This window comes from Chitinophaga costaii, from assembly GCF_900094705.1.
Taxonomy (GTDB): Bacteria; Bacteroidota; Bacteroidia; order Chitinophagales; family Chitinophagaceae; genus Chitinophaga; species Chitinophaga costaii.
In genome coordinates this window covers 252,353-269,107 of record NZ_FMAR01000002.1, presented here as the reverse complement: position 1 = coordinate 269,107, position 16,755 = coordinate 252,353, and the positions used below count along the sequence as shown (strand labels likewise).

Annotated in this window: 19 protein-coding genes; 10 read left to right on the top strand and 9 right to left on the bottom strand. The window is 49.6% G+C overall.

Going from position 1 to position 16,755, the window contains the following annotated elements; translation table 11 throughout:
• Positions 1-9: 9 nt before the first annotated feature.
• Positions 10-522, top strand: a complete 513-nt coding sequence (locus GA0116948_RS04295) for a lipocalin family protein (protein WP_123891753.1) — start codon at positions 10-12, stop codon at positions 520-522.
• A 28-nt stretch (positions 523-550) separates the two neighbouring features.
• Here GA0116948_RS04295 and GA0116948_RS04290 read toward each other — a convergent pair whose 3' ends face one another.
• Positions 551-802 carry a hypothetical protein gene (locus GA0116948_RS04290; RefSeq protein WP_089709375.1) on the bottom strand — a complete coding sequence of 84 codons (252 nt, stop codon included), beginning with the start codon at positions 800-802 and terminating at the stop codon, positions 551-553.
• 600 nt (positions 803-1,402) lie between these two features.
• On the bottom strand, positions 1,403-2,521 hold the full coding sequence (gene dnaN, locus GA0116948_RS04285) for a DNA polymerase III subunit beta (protein ID WP_089709374.1): 1,119 nt from the start codon (positions 2,519-2,521) through the stop codon (positions 1,403-1,405).
• 385 nt (positions 2,522-2,906) lie between these two features.
• On the opposite strand from dnaN, the gene GA0116948_RS04280 reads away from it, so the two are divergent.
• The 9 genes from GA0116948_RS04280 to GA0116948_RS04240 all read left to right on the top strand — a co-directional run bounded on the left by GA0116948_RS04280 (position 2,907) and on the right by GA0116948_RS04240 (position 10,165).
• Positions 2,907-4,166, top strand: a complete 1,260-nt coding sequence (locus GA0116948_RS04280; protein ID WP_089709373.1) for a pyridoxal phosphate-dependent aminotransferase — start codon at positions 2,907-2,909, stop codon at positions 4,164-4,166.
• A gap of 150 nt (positions 4,167-4,316) precedes the next feature.
• Entirely contained in the window at positions 4,317-4,619 is a 303-nt protein-coding gene (gene ureA / locus GA0116948_RS04275) for an urease subunit gamma (RefSeq protein WP_089709372.1), read from the top strand.
• 107 nt (positions 4,620-4,726) lie between these two features.
• Complete coding sequence (gene ureB, locus GA0116948_RS04270; RefSeq protein ID WP_089709371.1) at positions 4,727-5,101, top strand: urease subunit beta; 375 nt, start codon at positions 4,727-4,729, stop codon at positions 5,099-5,101.
• The gene (ureC, locus tag GA0116948_RS04265) at positions 5,098-6,819 is read left to right on the top strand and encodes an urease subunit alpha (protein WP_089709370.1); all 1,722 of its coding nucleotides are present in this window, start codon (positions 5,098-5,100) and stop codon (positions 6,817-6,819) included. Before ureB ends, ureC begins: the two co-directional genes overlap by 4 nt.
• Positions 6,820-6,853: 34 nt before the next feature.
• Positions 6,854-7,357 carry an urease accessory protein UreE gene (ureE, locus tag GA0116948_RS04260; protein WP_089709369.1) on the top strand — a complete coding sequence of 168 codons (504 nt, stop codon included), beginning with the start codon at positions 6,854-6,856 and terminating at the stop codon, positions 7,355-7,357.
• Positions 7,358-7,359: 2 nt separating this feature from the next.
• The gene (locus tag GA0116948_RS04255; RefSeq protein WP_170876067.1) at positions 7,360-8,043 is read left to right on the top strand and encodes an urease accessory protein UreF; all 684 of its coding nucleotides are present in this window, start codon (positions 7,360-7,362) and stop codon (positions 8,041-8,043) included.
• 12 nt (positions 8,044-8,055) lie between these two features.
• On the top strand, positions 8,056-8,685 hold the full coding sequence (ureG, locus tag GA0116948_RS04250) for an urease accessory protein UreG (RefSeq protein ID WP_089709367.1): 630 nt from the start codon (positions 8,056-8,058) through the stop codon (positions 8,683-8,685).
• The gene (locus GA0116948_RS04245) at positions 8,682-9,470 is read left to right on the top strand and encodes an urease accessory protein UreD (RefSeq protein ID WP_089709366.1); all 789 of its coding nucleotides are present in this window, start codon (positions 8,682-8,684) and stop codon (positions 9,468-9,470) included. The genes ureG and GA0116948_RS04245 overlap by 4 nt, the downstream gene beginning before the upstream one ends.
• Entirely contained in the window at positions 9,467-10,165 is a 699-nt protein-coding gene (locus tag GA0116948_RS04240; RefSeq protein ID WP_089709365.1) for an urease accessory protein UreH domain-containing protein, read from the top strand. Before GA0116948_RS04245 ends, GA0116948_RS04240 begins: the two co-directional genes overlap by 4 nt.
• A gap of 84 nt (positions 10,166-10,249) precedes the next feature.
• On the opposite strand, the gene GA0116948_RS04235 is transcribed toward GA0116948_RS04240, so the two are convergent.
• The 7 genes from GA0116948_RS04235 to GA0116948_RS04205 form a co-directional block, all read right to left on the bottom strand.
• Complete coding sequence (locus GA0116948_RS04235; protein ID WP_089709364.1) at positions 10,250-11,092, bottom strand: DUF475 domain-containing protein; 843 nt, start codon at positions 11,090-11,092, stop codon at positions 10,250-10,252.
• Positions 11,093-11,119: 27 nt separating this feature from the next.
• A complete protein-coding gene (locus GA0116948_RS04230) occupies positions 11,120-12,649 on the bottom strand; it encodes a helix-hairpin-helix domain-containing protein (protein ID WP_089709363.1) in 1,530 nt (509 codons plus the stop codon).
• Positions 12,650-12,652: 3 nt separating this feature from the next.
• On the bottom strand, positions 12,653-14,053 hold the full coding sequence (locus tag GA0116948_RS04225) for a protein phosphatase 2C domain-containing protein (protein WP_089709362.1): 1,401 nt from the start codon (positions 14,051-14,053) through the stop codon (positions 12,653-12,655).
• Between the two features lie 3 nt (positions 14,054-14,056).
• Positions 14,057-15,112 (bottom strand): TerY-C metal binding domain-containing protein, encoded by a 1,056-nt coding sequence (locus GA0116948_RS04220; protein WP_089709361.1) that lies wholly within the window; start codon positions 15,110-15,112, stop codon positions 14,057-14,059.
• A 4-nt stretch (positions 15,113-15,116) separates the two neighbouring features.
• Positions 15,117-15,383 carry a hypothetical protein gene (locus tag GA0116948_RS04215; protein ID WP_089709360.1) on the bottom strand — a complete coding sequence of 89 codons (267 nt, stop codon included), beginning with the start codon at positions 15,381-15,383 and terminating at the stop codon, positions 15,117-15,119.
• A 33-nt stretch (positions 15,384-15,416) separates the two neighbouring features.
• Positions 15,417-16,052: a vWA domain-containing protein gene (locus tag GA0116948_RS04210; RefSeq protein ID WP_089709359.1), complete on the bottom strand. Its 636-nt coding sequence runs from the start codon at positions 16,050-16,052 to the stop codon at positions 15,417-15,419.
• A 62-nt stretch (positions 16,053-16,114) separates the two neighbouring features.
• Positions 16,115-16,753: a vWA domain-containing protein gene (locus GA0116948_RS04205; protein WP_089709357.1), complete on the bottom strand. Its 639-nt coding sequence runs from the start codon at positions 16,751-16,753 to the stop codon at positions 16,115-16,117.
• Between the last annotated feature and the right edge of the window lie 2 nt (positions 16,754-16,755).

Sequence of the window (16,755 nt, the reverse complement as noted above, 5' to 3'; positions counted from 1 at the left end):
AACGTATTCATGCAAAAGATTGCCCTGCTTAGCCTGGCGCTGATGCCCGCTTTATTTTTTTGGCCTTCCTGCCGCCAGCAAACGGCACCTGGCAACACGCATACCGACACGCTCCATAGCCACGATTCTTCCCTTCTTTCCCCAATCCTCTCAGATACTACCCCTGTGATAAACGATAGGGCGGATCATAAAGACAGCCTGTTGGTCACGGAACAACAAATGATAGGCAGGTGGACGAGACCCGTAGCAGGAAAAGAGAATGAAACGGAGGGGTTCGATCTGAAGAAAAAAGGATACATCCGTAGTTTGAATACTACGCATTTCAGCACCGTGTACGAAAAATGGGAGTTAAAAAAGGATACGTTGATCCTACGCAGCCATCAGCAGTGGGATGAGGAACCAGTGATCACCATTGATACGGCGTTAATATTAGACATATCGGATTCTTCCCTGGCAATATTTCCTATCAGGGCTGCGGCCGGTTACGAAGAACGGTACACACGAAAAGGGCATAGGAAATAGGATATGGTTAATCAAAACAAAACTGCGACTAGTGGTAAATTTCCCACAGTCCTATTAATACAGAAAGCGAAGCCATGAACAGGCCGGCAATGATCATTTGTAATTCTTCGGTAGACTTACGGCCAATGATCAACGCGATCACTCCCACGGCAGCGGCAGCGGCACCGGCAATGACGGCGTGCGCAGGATTGTTAGTGATGAAAGCATATACAGCGGCGAGAATACCGAGTATCATTACGCCTACATAGCTAATTTTAGGGACACTGATGTGAAATTGCATAAAAAACAATTGAGGGAATTATGAAATATAAATGATTGTCAACGGTATTAAATTTTTGGTAGCCATAACCATATAAATAAGGTTGCTGCCTTTAAATTTCTGAGAGGGTATACGGATAGTTAACAAGTACAAAACGTGGTAGTCCTATTACTTTACTAAAGATGCCAAAGCCTTAATTCTTTATGGTGAATAAATGAATATTTACCGGATCAAATAATTACTGGTGGAAAATTAAATCATTTCTTTCATATACAAAACGCTGAAACCCGCCATGGGCAAAGAAAAAAAGCAGCCTGTTGTATTAGTTTTGATTACACATTAGCGTAAAAATTAATTACCGAAGAGCTCCTCAACACATTAACCTATAAAAAATATGTGGCTTTTTTTAAGGGTTTACCAATTAGTAAACCATTGATTATTTTGGTGTTTTGTCTATTATACATATATAGTATTATTTCAAATTGCGGTAACTCCTTACTTATAAAAACCTACCTTATAAATCATAGCAATATTTATAAAAAAATTTTCATCTCCGCAATAAAAAAGCCGCAGGACCGTTAGGCGCCTGCGGCTATGAGAAGTTGTTGACAATCGTTTTAATTAGCTGTTCAGCATGAGCGGCATCACCAGCATGAGAAGATCTTCGGCGTCTTCTTTTTCTGAAGGACGAAGAATGCCCGCTTTAGTGGGCGTAGAAAGCTCTATGGTTACTTCGTCGCCATCAGCGGCGCTCAGCATTTCAATGAGAAATTTAGCGTTGAAAGCAATCTGCATATCTTCCCCGGTGTATTGGCAGCTCATGCGCTCATTCCCTTCAAAAGAGAAATCCACATCCTGGGCCGAAAGCTGTAGTTCGTTGCCACTAATGCTGAGCGCCACTTGATTGGTGCTTTTGTTAGCAAACACTCCTACGCGTTTCAGCGCATTTTGAAAGTCGTTCTTGGCCACCACCAAGCGGTAAGGGTTGTCTTTCGGGATCACCACTTTATAATCGGGGAACCTTGCATCGATGAGGCGGCAGATCATGGAAGCGTTCTCATGAATTACGAAAAAGTGATTTTCACTATAGGCAATTTTCACTTGGTGGTCATTATCTGGCAATACCCCTTTCAGCAGGTTCAGCGGTTTTTTAGGTACGATAAAGGAATCTGATGCGGGGCATTGTACATCGGTACGTATGTATTTTACCAGGCGGTGAGCATCTGTGGCTACGAAAGTCAGGCTGTTAGGTGCAATTTCAAAAAACACTCCTGTCATAGACGGGCGGAGATCGTCATTGCTCACTGCAAAAAGCGTTTTATTAATCGCCGTAACCAGCGAAGAAGAAGTCAGATTAAAAGAAGTGGTGTCATCCGCCGCAGGCTCTTTGGGAAAGTTTTCAGGGTTTTCGCCCATTACTTTATACTTACCATTGTCGGAAGTGATTTCCACAGCATACGAATGCAGGTCTATCGTAAAGGTAAGCGGCTGATCGGGCAGATTTTTCAAAGAGTCTATCAGGATCTTTGCGGGAATACATACACGCCCATTTTCCTTGGCTTCTACTTCCAGCTTTACTTTCATCACGGTTTCCAGATCGGTGGCCACCACCGTAAGATCATTCTTTTCTATGATGAAAAGGAAATCTTCCAGGATGGGGAGTACCGTATTGGAATTAATCACCCCGCTTATTTGCTGTAATTGTTTTAACAAAGTGGAGGAAGAAACAATAAATTTCATGCGTCTGTTTATTTTTTTTGCGGTGTGTGGTTTGACCGGTTTGAATGGGTGAATTGCCTTGTTTGGTATTCCCACAGCAACAATTCACGGACAATATAGTATAAAAGTAGGTGAACCGCGCAAAGATAGAAAGTTTTGTTATATGCTGCACCGGCCCTGCAATTGGTTGCAGGAACTTATCTCCCAACAGGTGCCGCGCCCGTTGATTAGCGGGCAATGATGGTGCTGGCAGGCGTTTATAAAAACAGCCGTACTCTTTTATGAAACTGCAATAATATAGTCATTTTCTTAAACAATCTAAAAAGAAAGCACCCATTCATTCAATCTACTTTCAAATCAGTTACCTTTGCGCTCGCATAAATTGCTCACATAAAAATCCAGGATTATGAAACTATCTCATTTAGCGGAGACACTGATTGGATCTGAAATTATTAAACTGGCCAGTGAGATCAAGGAAAAGATAGCAAAAGGAGAAAAAATATACAACTTTACCATCGGTGATTTTGACCCAAAAATTTTTCCTATTCCTGCAGCATTTGAACAGGAAATTGTGAATGCCTACCGCGATCATTATACGAACTATCCGCCCGCAGATGGTATTCCCGAACTGCGTAAAGCAGTGAGCGAATTTATTGACACGCGCGAAGGCCTGCGCTACGATCCCGCTTCCGAGATCGTGATTTCCTGCGGAGGCCGTCCTATTATTTATGCAACCTACCGTACCATTGTAGATCGTGGCGAAAAGATCGTGTATGCTACGCCTTCGTGGAATAATAATCACTATACACATTTTCTGGAAGCCGAGCATGTGGTGCTGGAAACCAAGGCGGAAAACGACTTCATGCCCACTGCGGCAGAACTGAAGCCCCTGCTGAAAGGCGCTACCCTGCTGGCCTTATGCTCCCCGCAGAACCCCACCGGCACCGCGTTTGGCAAGCAGCAACTAGAAGACATCTGCGACCTGGTGATCGCAGAAAATAAATCCCGCAGCGAGGATGAAAAACCCCTTTACATTTTGTTTGACCAAATGTATTGGGTACTTACTTTTGCCCAAACTAAACACTACACACCTGTGGGCCTCCGCCCAGCACTGCGCGACTATACTATCTTCATCGACGGGATGAGCAAATCCTTTGCCGCCACCGGCGTGCGGGTAGGCTGGGCACTGGGCCCCAAACATGTGATCAGCAAAATGAAATCTATCCTTTCGCATGTAGGCGCCTGGAGTCCGATGGCCGAACAAAAAGCCGCCGCCAAATACCTGGTGCAAAAAGAAAATATAGATTCTTACCTGGCCCACTTTAAAGGCGAGATAGAAGAAAGATTGTTCAGTATCCACGAAGGCTTCCAGTCCTTGAAAGCCGCCGGCCACCAGGTAGATTCCATTGCTCCGCAGGCCGCCATTTACCTCACCCTGAAATTTGACCTGGTGGGAAAAACCACGGCAGATGGCAGCCTGCTGGCAGACCAGGCAGCCGTTACTTCCTACATTCTAAACGAAGCCAAACTGGGCCTGGTACCCTTTGTAGCCTTTGGCGCGGCAAAAAATTCGCCCTGGTATCGCCTGAGCGTGGGTACTTGCGTGAAGGAAGAAATACCATCCATGCTTACCCAGTTAAAAAATGCACTGGAAAAATTGAAATAGTCAATTACCCCGCGAAATGGGGATGGAAATAATAAAAATCCGGTTACTGGTATCAGTAACCGGATTTTTTTATAGCTTAATGCCTGCATTAATAAACATAAATTTATTTGTAATGCCATCATCCAACAGCCATCACTTAATTATAGATATATGCATTTAACAGCAAGGGAAACCGAAAAGCTACTGCTATTTCTGGCCGGCGAACTGGCGGAGAAACGCAAGGCGCGCGGGCTAAAACTCAATTATCCCGAAGCCATCGCCCTAATCAGCAGCCGCCTCCAGGAAGCCGCCCGCGACGGGCAGTCTGTAGCGTCGCTCATGCAATATGGTGCCACCATCCTTACCCGTGCAGACGTGATGGAAGGCATCCCGGAAATGATACAGGAAGTGCAAATAGAAGCCACCTTCCCGGATGGTACCAAACTCGTAACCGTGCATGACCCAATCCGGTAAGGCCTAATAAAAGAAACAATTACCACCCGGCATGGCAGCTATATTACATTTATCACTTACCAAACGCTGAACAACCTACCTTGTACAGTATAATTAATACAATCCTTATGATCCCAGGTGAATACTTCATTGCTCCCGGAAATATTGTATGCAACCAAGGCCTGCACACCGCGCAGGTAACTGTTGTAAATACCGGCGACCGGCCCGTACAGATTGGCTCACACTACCACTTTTTTGAGGTGAACCGCCAACTGGAATTTAACCGGGAAACGGCTTTTGGCATGCGTTTGAACATTGCCGCCGGCACCGCCGTACGCTTTGAGCCTGGCGAACAAAAAGCCGTGGAACTGGTAGCCCTTGGCGGGCGCCACATCGCACAGGGACACAATAACCTCGTGAATGGCAATGTAGCCAATGCAGCTATCCGCCAAAAAGCTTTTGACCAACTTACCCCACAGCACTTCAAAAATAAAACGGTATGAGCTTGCAGATAAATAAAATTAAATATGCCAATATGTACGGCCCTACCACCGGCGACAAAGTGCGCCTGGGCGATACCGGCATTATCGTGGAAATAGAGAAAGACTTTGCCGTGTATGGCGAGGAGGCCAAATTTGGCGGGGGCAAAACCATCCGCGACGGCATGGCGCAGAACAGTAACGCCACCCGCGCAGAGGGTGTGTTGGATTTCGTGATCACCAGCGTGATGATCATTGACCACTGGGGCATTGTAAAGGCAGACATTGGCATTAAAGATGGAAAGATTGTAGGCATTGGCAAGGCTGGAAACCCCGACACCATGGACGGCGTAAGCCCTAACATGATCATTGGCGCCAGCACCGAAGTACATGGCGGCGCCGGACTTATTGCTACTGCCGGCGGCATTGATACCCATATTCATTTTATAAGCCCGCAGCAAATAGACCATGCCCTGTACAGCGGCATCACCACCATGATTGGCGGTGGCACCGGGCCGGCAGACGGTACTAACGCCACCACGGTAACACCCGGCGCCTGGAACATCCAGAAAATGCTGGAAAGCGCAGACGCCTTTCCCATGAACCTGGGCTTCCTCGGCAAAGGCAACGTTTCCTCCCTGCCGCCCCTGCGGGAACAGGTGGAGGCCGGAGCACTGGGCCTGAAGATCCATGAAGACTGGGGTTCTACACCCGCCACCATAGACGCAGCTTTGCAGGTGGCAGATGCTTACGATGTGCAGGTAGCCATTCACACCGATACGCTGAACGAATCCGGATTTTTAGAAGATACCCTGCGCGCCATAAACGGGCGGGTAATCCATACTTACCACACCGAGGGCGCCGGCGGAGGACATGCGCCGGATATCATCCGCGCAGCCATGTTCCAGAACATCCTGCCATCTTCTACCAACCCTACCCGCCCTTTTACGGTAAATACAATTGATGAACACCTGGATATGCTCATGGTATGTCATCACCTGGATAAAAATTCACCGGAAGATGTATCCTTCGCCGATTCCCGCATACGCCCAGAAACTATTGCCGCAGAAGATATCCTGCACGATATGGGCGTATTTAGTATGATGAGTTCAGACTCGCAGGCCATGGGCCGCGTGGGAGAGGTGATTACCCGCACCTGGCAAACGGCAGACAAGATGAAACAACAACGTGGCGCCCTGCCGGAAGATGCGGCCCACAATAACGATAATTTCCGTGCAAAAAGATACGTGGCCAAGTACACCATTAACCCCGCTATCACACACGGTATTGCGCAATATGTAGGCTCGCTGGAACCGGGCAAACTAGCAGACATTGTGCTGTGGAAACCCGCCCTGTTTGGCGCTAAACCGGAATTGATTATCAAAGGCGGCATGATTATCAGCGCCCGCATGGGCGATCCAAATGCCTCCATCCCCACGCCCCAGCCGGTTATTTACCGGCCCATGTTTGGCGCTTATGGCAAGGCTTTGTTTAAGACCTGCGCCACCTTCGTATCGCAGGCCTCCCTGGACAATGGCATGGTGAAAGGTTATGGTCTGCAAAAGATGCTGCTGCCCGTAAAAGGTTGTAGAACCATAAGCAAGAAAGATCTTATTCACAACGACCAGACCCCGGAGATCACCGTGAACCCGGAGAATTATGAAGTGCGGGTAAATGGAGAGAAAATTACCTGTGAGCCCGTAAGCGTAGTACCGCTGGCACAACGTTACTTCTTGTTTTAACCGGTTTTCACAACCCTGTTTATAATTTGTTATTATGATCATTCAATCCATTTCCGGCAATATAGCCACCCAGGCACTGGAAGGAAAAGAGATAGATATACTGCCGCTGGAATGGTTTGAAACCCATAAGCGCATACAGCGCAAACGAAGCAGGGGCGGGCAGGAGCTGGCATTCCGCTTTTTGCAGGAAAATCCAAACCTGCAAGACGGGGATATTGTTTTTATTGACAATGCCCGCGCCGTGGTGGTTGAGATACAGCCCTGTGAAGCCATTGTGCTAATGCCTGCCTCCATGCTGGAAATGGGAACCATCTGTTATGAGATCGGCAACAAACACCTGCCGCTTTTTATACAAGGAGCGGAAGTACTGGTACCCTACGAGGCCCCCCTGTTTCGCTGGCTGGAAGCATCGGGGTATGCGCCGGCACGCGCGGAGCGCAAACTTACCAATGCCTTACGCAGCAATGTAACGCCGCATACACATGGCGACAGCGGCGGCTCGCTGCTCTCTAAAATCTTGAACATTACAAGCAAATAATTATGCCAGCCTACTTGCTTCACCTGCTCCAGCTTACTGACCCGGCCCTGCCAGTAGGCGGCTTCTCCCACAGTGCGGGGCTAGAAACCTACGTGCAGCAAAATATGGTAAAGGACGCGCCTTCGGCAGATGCTTGGATACGGCAAATGCTCAGCGCCAACCTGGCCTATAACGATGCCGCTTATATGAGCCTGGCCTACGACGCCGCCGCCAACGGGCTTACCCCACTGCTACACCTCGACGAGCAATGCACTGCCCTGAAGACTGCACGCGAAATGCGGGAAGCCAGCAAAAAACTGGGACTGCGGCTTATAAAAATATTCCGCACGCTACAGCCATCCGGCATAGCGGAGGCTTATGCACAGGCCATTAAAACCCAACAGGCGACTGGCCATTATTGCATTGCATTTGGCGTGTATGCGTTTGCGTTAGGCATACCCAAACCAGAGGCGGTCACTGCATTTTTTTACAATGCTGCCGCCGGTATGGTGACTAATTGCGTGAAGCTAATACCGCTGGGACAACTGGATGGTCAACAATTATTGTTCCGGCTGCAACCCCTTATTCATGAACTTACCGCAAGCACCCTGGAGCCAGACCCGGACATCCTGGGGCGTTGCAACGTGGGCTTTGACATTCGCGGCATGCAGCACGAGCGATTGTATTCGCGGCTATACATGTCTTAAAAACTTTACAACATGGAAAGAAAATATATTAAAATAGGCGTAGCCGGCCCGGTAGGTTCCGGCAAAACAGCCCTTATTGAAAGACTTACGCGGCAACTGGCCGGGCAGTATAGCCTAGGCGTTATCACCAACGATATTTATACGAAAGAAGACGCAGAGTTTCTCACGAAAAACAGCACCCTGCCGGCTGCGCGCATCATAGGTGTAGAAACCGGGGGCTGCCCGCATACCGCTATCCGTGAAGACGCCAGCATGAACCTGGAAGCCGTGGAGGAAATCATCACCCGTTTCCCCGACATCGAGATCGTATTCATTGAAAGTGGCGGCGACAACCTTTCTGCCACCTTCAGCCCCGACCTGGCAGACGTGACCATCTTCGTGATAGACGTGGCAGAAGGCGATAAAATTCCCCGCAAAGGTGGTCCCGGCATCATCCGCAGTGACTTACTCGTGATTAATAAAATAGACCTGGCTCCTTACGTACATGCCAGCCTGGAAGTAATGGAGCGCGATGCCCGCAAGATGCGGCAAGACCGCCCCTTTATTTTTACAGATTTGATGAAGGGCAGCGGCCTCCCGGAAGTAATCCGGTGGATAAAGCAATACGGCCTGCTGGAAGACGTGGCGGAGGCAACAACATGATCTGCGAACTGCATATAGAAGCCGGCCAGCGCGAAGGGAAAACGTACCTACAGCAAGCCTACTGCACCCGCCCTTTTAAGGTGGCCAACATCCGCGAAGACAAAACCGCTCCGCTGCTGCCCCTGGTGATCATGAGTGCCTCACCCGGCATGCTGGAAGGCGATGTGTATGATTGGAAAATAACAGTACACGACGGTGCACAGTTGCAATTGCAAACCCAGTCTTATCAACGCCTCTTTACCATGGAGCAGGGCGCACAGCAACGGATACACGTAGCGGTAGGCGCCGGTGCAGCGTTGCATTACCTGCCCCACCCTACCGTTCCACAAGCAAAATCCGTTTTTACAGGACATACGGAAATCCGTTTGCAAGCTAATGCCCGCCTGCTATGGAGTGAGATCGTTACCTGCGGACGCAAACTGAATGGAGAAATATTTGCCTTCACCCGCTATCAAAACCTCACGGAAGTATACTGGAAAAACAAACTGGTGCTACGCGACAATCTCTGGCTGGAACCACAGCGATGGCCGCTTTCCGGGATGGGGCAACAGGAAGGCTTTACCCACCAGGCCAGCCTGTTCTGCTTTGATGAACAGGCGGATATGAACGCACACGCAGATGCCCTGTACCATCTGTTTGCAGCAGATGAACAGGTAGCAATAGGCATTAGCCGCACAGCCTATCATGGGTTAATGCTTCGCATACTGGGAGAGGGCGGTGAACAATTAAAAGATAAAATAACCCGCGCAGCCCAACTGCTGGCGGACCCGAAAATCGTAGTATGAATACCGGATTGAGCGCCCTGATGGTAACTGCTATTGCCAATACCTGCCTGCACACCCTGTCTGGCCCGGATCATTATGTGCCTTTCATCGCCATTTCCCGCGCCCGCCAGTGGTCGGTAACGAAAACTATTTTATGGACTATGCTGTGTGGGCTGGGCCATGTAAGCGGCTCCATCATCCTGGGTGTGGGCGCCATCGTGCTGGGCTGGTCTATGTCTAAGATCGGATGGTTTGATGCTATCCGTGGCGGCTTTGCTGGTTGGGCATTACTGACATTTGGCTTCCTCTACGCGCTGTGGGGGTTGTGGCGTGCGCACCGGAATGCAGCACACAAACATTTTGATGTGATGGGGGATGAGGTGTATGTGTATGCACACAAACACGGAGATTATGTAAAACCTACGGACCGAAAAAAAGTAACCCCTTTTTTGCTGTTCATCATTTTCGCCTTTGGTCCTTGCGAGCCGCTGATACCTCTTATGGCCCATCCCGCTGCCAGCGCTTCCTATTGGAATTTGTTTTTGCTGGTGTCGGTATTTACGCTGTTCACACTGGCCACAATGGTCACCATGGTGTTGCTGGGATACTTTGGATTCCCCTTGCTCCGCACGGAGCGCATAGAAAAATACTTACATTTTCTCGGTGGAATCACCATCATGATCTGTGGGGCAGGCATGGTATTTTTGGGGTGGTAAAATGTTTTAAGCTCCAGATAATTTTGCATTAAAAAAGGTTGCACTTCACATGAGGTGCAACCTTTTTTTAGCTGTTAAAAAAAATTATTCTTCCGTGCTGCTTACGGTATGTTTCTTCGGGAAGTTGAAAAGCGTTGAAGTAATGATGGGCACAAAGAAAATAGCCAGCGTTAGTATCGTGGTAATCACATCGCCATACACCGTTTCGTGATGACCTTCGGGGGGTACGCCGCCACTGGCCTCCAGGCAAGCGTCGTGGCCTTCCATGAATATAGAGAAGCCCGCGCAGGGGTAGAAATGCGTGTACACCGACAGGCCCAACTTTATGCCCAGGATGGCAATTACAATGAAAGCGCAGGTTTCCAGGAAAGTGTATTTCTCCATCAGCTTTACAAAACCCTGTGCTACAAAACGCATAGCCAGGATACCGATGAACACCCCCGTAAGAATGAGTAGAATGTTTTTGGAGAATGCCACTGCAGCAAATACGTTATCGATAGAAAAAGCCATGTCCATCAGTTCTACCAGGGCCACGGTGGCCCAGAAATTACCGAGGGCGCCCACAGTAGAGCGGTACAGCCAGTTTTGTTTTTTATCTAAGGTTTCATCCGCTCCGTCGTTATCGGCATGTTTGTCTTTCCACCATTTGTACACGAGGTATAGCAGGTATAGGCCGCCTAATGGTTTTAGCCACCAGAAGCCCAGCAGAAAGGATGCAAATACCAGCGCCAGGCCACGGAACACATAAGCACCGAGAATACCATAACGCAGCGCACGCTTGCGTTCTTCGCCAGGCAGGTCCATCACCATAGTGGCTAGTACTGCGGCATTGTCTACAGAGAGCAGGCTCTCAATCAGGATCAGGTTGCCCACTATCGCAAGCGATGGCAACGGATTATCCAGGATTTGTTTGAGTAATTCGTACATAAATTGAAAATGTGTGTATAATTTAATTTAATTCGCTACAAGTTGAACAATTACCAGGTGGCCTCCTTCATCTTTAGAAAGCAGTAGTTGCTGGTTATCCTTCAATACTACCATCTGTCCAATGGGAATGGCCGCATCAGCCGTTACATCTTTCAGGTCGGGCATCGCCTGGTTTACCAGCACCCAGTTGCCTTGGTGTTGTACGAAATAACCCACGGGCTTTTTCTGTGCATCGGTGAGGCGCTCATTGGGTGTAATGTTACGGTTTACATGCCATTGATACAAGTATTGATTATGGTATACCATGAGCCGGTGGTTCTCCGGCACATAGGCACCGGGCTTGCGTGCCCAGTAAAAATTTAAAATGGGTAGTTGTCCCTTATAACGGGTACCGCAGAAAGGGCATACGGGCTGGGTGCTGTTGTCGAACACGAACCATTTCTGTGCGCATTGCGGATTTTGGCAGGGTTGCAAACTGTCTACCGTTTTCAGCAAGGCGCTTTCCCAATCATCAGCGGTGGGCCTTTCAGCCGGATGGTGCAACCCGTTTATAAAAGCCTTGTCGAATAAGGCTTTCAGGTGGGGGCCACACAGCGTATAGGGCAGTTTGTTCACATCTGCCCAGGGCAGGTGGGTAGGTTTCACTTGATCCAGGCGGGGCCGGTTAGAGGTGTCTGTAGGATGCTCAATAAACAATGCTTTTTCGCCCATAGAAAGCACCTCGTCCCGTTCTGCGTCCAGGTCATTTACCTTGCCCCCGCGCAGCGGATGACGGTATAGCAGGTACATATACACCATCACAGCCAGGGCATGCCGGTCGGTGCTAATGCTGGGAAGTTTGCGGGCAGGATCCTCCTTCGGCAAGTGTTTGGTGGCCATCACTTCCGGCGCAATGAAGTCGGGCGTGCCGATCACGTCTGGCGGAAATTTGCCGGGTACAACCAGCCCGTCTATGTCAATGATGGAAGCGCTGCCGCTCACGGGATCTACGAGTACATTTTTATACGAAAGGTCGGAGTGAGCCAGGCCAGCGGCATGCATACGGCGCACCGCCCGTGCTATTCTAATGCATACCAGGATAAACTTAAACCAGTCGCCTAGTTCGCGGTCGTCCAGGTGCAGTTTAAAATTATGATTCCGGAATTGCGCCGCAGCAAACCACTTGCCTTCCTTTTCCTTACCCACAATGCTGGCAATGGCCGCTCCTGCCGGGTTGTAGCCGTATTTAAAAAAAAATTTGCTTTGGTACACAGGCGCCACCACTCCAATAAGACCATTATATTCCACCACCTTGGTAGGCCAGCAAAAGAGGTCTTTCCAGTAATCACCGCCGGCCTGGTTAAAAATGCGTTCTCGGTAAGTATTGGTTATGGTAGTAAGCCTGTCCTTCTGCGCGGTATATTCTGCGGGCTTAAACTTATCGCGGAAAAACGCTACCACGTAGGTTTTGTCTGGACTGAAGTACACATCCTTCATGCCGCCCTGCATGGGCGCACCGGTGTCTACGTACTGTACCTGGCTGCCATCATTGGCGGTAAGCGTTACGGTTCTGGTCATACGTTAAAATAATATGGCAATGGTTCGGTCATCGTGATTTCCCGGCGACCAGAAGTCCAGCCAGTCCAATAAAGCCTGTGATGCCTGCGCTGCGTTCCGGTCTAACACCCTGTGTTCGGGTCCTTGCAAATCATCCCACAGGGCATTCCAGTATTCCACTTTAGTCAGGTTGGCATCGGTCTGAAATTTAGGATCGGTAATGCCGTCTGTCATTAGCACCAGAGCCGTAAAGTCGGGTATCGTGCGGATAGAAAAACGTCTATAAAAACTTTCGTCCTTAAATATTTCAGGCATGCTTACAAAACGGGTTTGGCCGGCAAATTCGCCTCCATCGGGTGTTCCCAGGGTAAATACCTGTCCGGTGTCTTTACTGTAAATGCCCATGCCCCCGTCGCCCACCATAAAAGATGCGACGAAGTAACCGAAGTCAAATTTTTTTACAAGCAAAAATAATAAGGTCGTGGCAAAGTCGCGGGTGGGAGCTTCCTTTTCTGCTGCAGCTGCATTTAGTTGCTGATGCGCATCGTAGGCAGCCTTGCCAAGATAATCTATCACCAGGCGGCTCAGCGTTTTCTGGTGGTCTGGCGTGGCACTGGTTTGGGCGGCCACGATGGCATTATCCAAATCGGCCCAGTGAGCGTTGGTAATTTTTTCTTTGAAAAAATTCACCACTGCATCGCAAACGATTTTGGATCCGCGGCGGGAGAATTTGGCACTGCCGGCGCCATCGGCTACGGCAATGATTCCCCAGCCACCGGCCAGGTTGGCCGCGCCAAAATCATCATCCCGAAACCTGCCTTCATGGGCATGGCTGCGGCCCCGTTTAGAAGCCACAATGAGGGTTTTGTCGCCCATTGCCAGGCGGGCCTGGTCGGTGTCTGGCTTCCAGTAAATATCGGTGGTATCGGAGTCGAGGTTTTTCCACAGCGACTTCGGATCGGCATTCACCAATAAAGAAATGACTTTTTCTTGCAAAGGCGCATCTTCCGCGCTGGCCGCTACGCGGAAGCGAAAGGAGAGTGGGAAAGTACCCGCAGTGAGCGGCTTACCGCTAAGGGTAAAATCGGCTGCGTTATACACTAAGCCACTTTCCGGTGGCACCGCCAGGTCAAAAAAAGAAAGTGCGGGCAGGCCGGCCTTCGCCGGGTCTAGCGTAAACAAATAAGGTTGCCCTACCTGTGCGTTGGGCACGGGCAGGGGCTTGGATTTTACGTCTGCTATATCTATATTTTCTTTCCAACTTTCCATAATGCGCTGTTGAATTCGGATGATCTCCGCGTAAGCCTGTTCCATCATCTCACTGTTAGCGAAAGCTGCCAGCAGGGCCTGTTGCTGCGCAGGCAGCGACTGCCCGTGCTGCTGCAATAAAGCTTGAATATATTTGTGGGTGTCTTTACTCATCATTCACTAACCTTGCGAGCGGTTCAGGTCCATATTGCCCCCGCCCAGTCCATAATTGCCCGTCTGGCCGCACCAGGGGCAGGTGCTGGTTTGCTCCGTACCCGTACAGTGTACATGTCCACAGGTACATACACTAAAACCGTATTGGTTACCGCAGGAAGGACAGGAAGGAAAACCCACCAATTCATCGGAGGCTATTTGCTGACTGAACGTTGCCGTTTTGTCCGACAATTCAAAATACGTATTATCCACCGTAAAAGCGCCTACTAACTGGTAGTAGCGTGTTTCCAGGTCCAGGCCCATGAGGTCGTTGCGCTGCTGGTCTTTCCGGTATTTAATGAGGTAGGGCCGCTGGCTGCGCTGACATTTGGCAGTAAATACGGCGAAATTATCATCCACTACACCCTGGGTAGCAGGCAGTTTATTAAGATCTATTTTCTCCATCACATTCTCCGGCAGCTTAGATAGCTCAAAACCGCTGCCATTATTATCGACGCTGATACTGCTGGTACGGATAGACGCGGTAACCCAGGCAAAGAAATCCGTGTATTGCTTAGGTGAAGTGTTTTTAAAAAGAAATACGTTTTCTGTAAGCTGTTGCAGCACCTGCAAGTCTGTTTCCTGACCAAAGGCAATAGCAACAAGGTTGGCCTTACGCGCCCATTGTTGTTGCCATTCGGCAATGGCTGTCTTGGATTCATCCGTAGGCACCCCATCGGTAAAGAGATAGATAATGGGCTTCCAGTCGCCCTTCTGGGTAGGTGTAGTGCATACGGTATTTTTGCGCAGCTCATACATAAGGTGGCCCAACCCCTTACTTAGCGAGGTTCCCCCGCCAATGGGCAGCCGGGGTGGATAAAACTGGATGAGTTCCTGCAAAGGCACCAGCGTGCGGGCCTGCCCTGCAAAAACAAGCACGGAAATATACACCGTTTCCAGCGCGTAAGGGTCTTGTTTCAAGGCCTTGATGATGTGCGCAATCCCTTCTTCCACCTGCTGCACGGGCTCTCCTACCATCGACTCAGAAACATCGATAAGAAAGTAGATCGGTAGTTTTCTCATGGTTTTAAAAGTAATGGAACACGTTCAGCAGTACCAACAGGATAATAAGCAACGCAAGCTGGGCAGTGTCTACCGCCAGGCCAGTGCCCACCTGGGCTGGTTTGAAAATGCCTTTGAGGAAATTGATGATGGGTGTAAAAACTTTGTTCACGAAGTTGAACAATCCTGCATAGTTGCCCGTGAGCCGGTCTTTGTAGGGCAGCAGCTTGGAGTACAGGAATAGGGCCACAATGAAAAAGTTAATGGCAAGGAAAAAGATTTGTGCGATCATGTAAATGGCGGATTAAAAAATGATAGCTGTAGGTCAGATCACTACATGTACTTCTTCCGGCGGTGGTGGCAGTACCAGGTTGTCGGTGGCTCCTACACTTTGATTGCCCACGCCGATGGTGTCGGACACCCACTTAAAGAAAGATAAAAGGGTAGTACTGTCGGCGGTGTCCAGGTGTACTACGTTATCGGTAAGTTCTTTCAGGTATTCATCTTTGGCTTCTGCACCGGCGGCACAAGCCACAATGCTGGCCAATCCTTTACGGCGTATCAACGGAATGGCGGCGCGATAATCGGCCAGGTCAGAGGGTTTACCATCAGTCATTACAAAGAGCAGGGGGCGCCAATCGCCTTTGCGCTCAGCAGTACTTTTAGACACTTCCATATCCAGGCGCTGGGCAAGTATGTTCAGGGCCGCACCCAGGTTGGTAGGGCCACTTTCGGGCGTTACGATCTCCGGCAGTTGCAACGCTTCCAGTGCGGTGAGGGGCAGCAATTGCTTCACTTCCCGGTCGAAGGTAATAATGCTGATCCACACCGATTCCAGCGCGTAAGGATCTTGCCGCAGCCGCGACACCAATACTTCAAGGCCATTTTTTACGGCCTCTATCCGCTCGCCCCGCATAGACCCCGACGTATCGAGCAGCAGGTACACCGGTAATCTTCTCATGCCGTTTTGATTTAGTAAAGGCAATATCTACGCGGGATATACGCAGGTATTGCCGGGAAAAACTAGACTACGATATTTACTTCTGGCGGTGGTGGCGGCAGCTCGTTTAGCCCCGTTACTTCCTTCCCGCCACTTTCTATTTTCTGACTACCGGTACTCACAGAGGCCGATACCCATTTAAAGAAAGCCTTGATGGTAGCAGAATCTGCTGTATCCAGTGATACTACGATGTCGGTGATCTGCTTCAGGATGCTGGTATCTGCCTGGTTGCCGGCGGCGCAGGCTACCACGATGCCTGTTTTTGCTTGCTTGAACTCCGTTACCCCACTGCTCCAGTCGTCTGTAGGACGGCCATCGGTCATCAGGAATACCAGCGGTTTCCAATCGCCTTTCACATCTGGGGTGCTTTTAGACACTTCGCGCGCAATGCTTTGCGCCGTCAGTTTCAGGGCATCTCCCAGGGCGGTGCCACCACCGGCATTTATCTGCGGTATCTGGAAAGTGGTAAGATCGGTGAGCGGAGTCAGTTGGCGCGCACTACTATCGAAAGTAATGACGCTGATGAAAGCCGTTTCCAATGCATATGGGTCTTGTCGCAACGTGGAAATGAGCACCTGCACGCCGTTTTTCACCGCTTCAATAGGTTCGCCCGTCATGGAACCGGAGGTATCCAGCAGTAAGTAAACCGGTAATCTTCTCATGG

Excerpts from the sequence above, each read along its gene's own strand:
- GA0116948_RS04230 (WP_089709363.1), bottom strand. The coding sequence starts at position 12,649 with ATGACCAGAACCGTAACGCTTACCGCCAATGATGGCAGCCAGGTACAG.
- GA0116948_RS04220 (WP_089709361.1), bottom strand. The coding sequence starts at position 15,112 with ATGAGAAAACTACCGATCTACTTTCTTATCGATGTTTCTGAGTCGATG.
- GA0116948_RS04205 (WP_089709357.1), bottom strand. The coding sequence starts at position 16,753 with ATGAGAAGATTACCGGTTTACTTACTGCTGGATACCTCCGGTTCCATG.
- ureG (WP_089709367.1), top strand. The coding sequence starts at position 8,056 with ATGGAAAGAAAATATATTAAAATAGGCGTAGCCGGCCCGGTAGGTTCC.
- GA0116948_RS04295 (WP_123891753.1), top strand. The coding sequence starts at position 10 with ATGCAAAAGATTGCCCTGCTTAGCCTGGCGCTGATGCCCGCTTTATTT.
- GA0116948_RS04280 (WP_089709373.1), top strand. The coding sequence starts at position 2,907 with ATGAAACTATCTCATTTAGCGGAGACACTGATTGGATCTGAAATTATT.
- GA0116948_RS04255 (WP_170876067.1), top strand. The coding sequence starts at position 7,360 with ATGCCAGCCTACTTGCTTCACCTGCTCCAGCTTACTGACCCGGCCCTG.
- GA0116948_RS04240 (WP_089709365.1), top strand. The coding sequence starts at position 9,467 with ATGAATACCGGATTGAGCGCCCTGATGGTAACTGCTATTGCCAATACC.
- ureA (WP_089709372.1), top strand. The coding sequence starts at position 4,317 with ATGCATTTAACAGCAAGGGAAACCGAAAAGCTACTGCTATTTCTGGCC.
- GA0116948_RS04225 (WP_089709362.1), bottom strand. The coding sequence starts at position 14,053 with ATGATGAGTAAAGACACCCACAAATATATTCAAGCTTTATTGCAGCAG.
- ureB (WP_089709371.1), top strand. The coding sequence starts at position 4,727 with ATGATCCCAGGTGAATACTTCATTGCTCCCGGAAATATTGTATGCAAC.
- GA0116948_RS04235 (WP_089709364.1), bottom strand. The coding sequence starts at position 11,092 with ATGTACGAATTACTCAAACAAATCCTGGATAATCCGTTGCCATCGCTT.
- ureC (WP_089709370.1), top strand. The coding sequence starts at position 5,098 with ATGAGCTTGCAGATAAATAAAATTAAATATGCCAATATGTACGGCCCT.
- GA0116948_RS04215 (WP_089709360.1), bottom strand. The coding sequence starts at position 15,383 with ATGATCGCACAAATCTTTTTCCTTGCCATTAACTTTTTCATTGTGGCC.
- GA0116948_RS04210 (WP_089709359.1), bottom strand. The coding sequence starts at position 16,052 with ATGAGAAGATTACCGGTGTACCTGCTGCTCGATACGTCGGGGTCTATG.
- GA0116948_RS04290 (WP_089709375.1), bottom strand. The coding sequence starts at position 802 with ATGCAATTTCACATCAGTGTCCCTAAAATTAGCTATGTAGGCGTAATG.
- ureE (WP_089709369.1), top strand. The coding sequence starts at position 6,854 with ATGATCATTCAATCCATTTCCGGCAATATAGCCACCCAGGCACTGGAA.
- dnaN (WP_089709374.1), bottom strand. The coding sequence starts at position 2,521 with ATGAAATTTATTGTTTCTTCCTCCACTTTGTTAAAACAATTACAGCAA.
- GA0116948_RS04245 (WP_089709366.1), top strand. The coding sequence starts at position 8,682 with ATGATCTGCGAACTGCATATAGAAGCCGGCCAGCGCGAAGGGAAAACG.